Origin of the sequence: Fibrobacter sp. UWR4, from assembly GCF_003149045.1 — a bacterium.
Lineage (GTDB): Bacteria > Fibrobacterota > Fibrobacteria > Fibrobacterales > Fibrobacteraceae > Fibrobacter.
Genome location: NZ_QGDU01000082.1, coordinates 1 through 1,805 on the forward strand (window position 1 = coordinate 1; position 1,805 = coordinate 1,805).

General features: G+C 50.8%; 2 protein-coding genes. Both read right to left on the minus strand.

Annotated elements, in window-relative coordinates; genetic code table 11:
- Positions 1-61 precede the first annotated feature (61 nt).
- The gene (locus BGX12_RS15150; RefSeq protein ID WP_233246425.1) at positions 62-1,153 is read right to left on the minus strand and encodes a SpvB/TcaC N-terminal domain-containing protein; all 1,092 of its coding nucleotides are present in this window, start codon (positions 1,151-1,153) and stop codon (positions 62-64) included.
- A 128-nt stretch (positions 1,154-1,281) separates the two neighbouring features.
- A complete protein-coding gene (locus BGX12_RS15155; protein ID WP_109736851.1) occupies positions 1,282-1,488 on the minus strand; it encodes a hypothetical protein in 207 nt (68 codons plus the stop codon).
- Between the last annotated feature and the right edge of the window lie 317 nt (positions 1,489-1,805).

Here is a 1,805-nt window from a genome sequence, read left to right on the forward strand (position 1 = left end):
CTTAAAGTACCATTTGCCGCCGCAGTCCATGAGCAGGCCGGCGATGCCCTCGCCGTAGAGGTCAACCCATTCGGCGGACGTGAAGCCGCCGGGGAATGTCTCCAACCGAGCTACGGTCGAACTCGCGCCATTCCCTGCCGAGCGCGAAAGGGAAATAGCTGAACGCCATCGGCGGAAGGCTCTCGGATTCCACAGTCCCGTCGGCCAGTACACGATGCCCGCTCTCGACGACCTTCTCCAGAAGCGAGACCCCGCCGCATCCGGCTGTGTACTGGAAAGAAAGCGACCGGACCTTGTTCCCGTCGGAAAAAAGCGGAGCGGAACCGAAGCCGTGATAGAGCGTAGCGGACTCGCACCGGAGCGAGCAGCGCACGTCGAAACCGGGCTTGCGGTTCACATAGACGTCGTTACGTTCCGCATAAGCAAACACGAGACCGAGATGGAAATCTTCGGGCGACGAGGAAGTCGTACCCGAGGCCTTGTTTCCGTAGAGCACTTGTAGCAGATGGCGGTTCGCACCGTCCCCGCAGTAGCGGTAGCGCACGACGTTGCCGAGCGCATCCTCGCTGCGACTGACCAGATAGGCAAACACATGCCCGGGATATTGCGGGTCTTCGATGCGCGATTCCGCAGAGTCGCCATATGTGGACTGGCTCCCGTCGGAACCGAATACGCAGAAGCTTGTTTCACCGCTTGATTCCTTCCTGAATTCGAGGCGGGAGAACTGCGATTCGGATTGCAGACGGTAATGGCGTACCGTTGTCGTTCCGCGTTTTTCCTCGGCGATGCAGACCAGGTCGGCACCGGAGAGCGTAAACACATCCGAGTCGTCGGAGTCCATGTACAGCGGGAGCCTGCGTGAAGTAGAACGCTCGATGCGCGAGCTGCCCAGATTCCAGCCGAGGCCGAACGCCCCGTTTCCATTCCCGGAATCGTACGACAGCGACACGGGCGGGGTCGCGCCTTCGCGGTCGGGTGTGAACGGCAACGGTACGGAAAGCTTAGCGCTGCCGGTATGGGCGTCGCAGCTGAACTCGCCCTTGGTCCCGCGCAGCGCACCGCCGCCACGGCCCGTGCTCAGCACGGGACCGCTCAGGAACCAAGACTTGTCCTGACTATCCTTCGACTCGCTGCCTTTCTGCTGTTCCGCCATACGTTAGCTAGGGGTTATAGAAACATCATCATTTTTTTAGGTGAGGATTTTTTTGATTGACAGAACAAATTTCAAGGCTTCAATGTAATATTTGAATGTTTTAGGAAAAAATTTAAGTAAGTCTATGGTTAGATGGGTGCTTGGATTGTTTGTTTTACCTTATCTTTTAGTGGTTTAATATTTATTACACCATTTTGGAATAGCCGTTTTGCAGCATTTATTACAGGGTCTTCGGAAATGATTTCCAGTTGATCTCCCCTTATTTTGTCGCGAAATAGAGTTGCTATTTTTCCGTAGCTTTGATGATCAATATCAGTAATGTCATAGTGATGCATGATGACATTATTTTGCGAAGAATTTAAATAATCTGGAACATTATTAGTTTGAGAAAATTTTAAACCTATACTGGATAATTCTTCGGTTGAAATTAGAATATACGATATTTTTTTTAATTCATTTCGATTGAGTGTGGATAAAACTGCAAAAGTCTCTATTTCAGTATTATCATTCTCGTTGATTTGCCATAAAGAGAGCGTGTTGTGAGTTGTTTTTATATCGGCGAATTTAAGTCGCCAAGTAAATTTGTTTAACTTGCCTAGAAATATACTCTAATGGGGTGAGAAATCCAAGTCGTTTTCTCGGCCGATTGTTC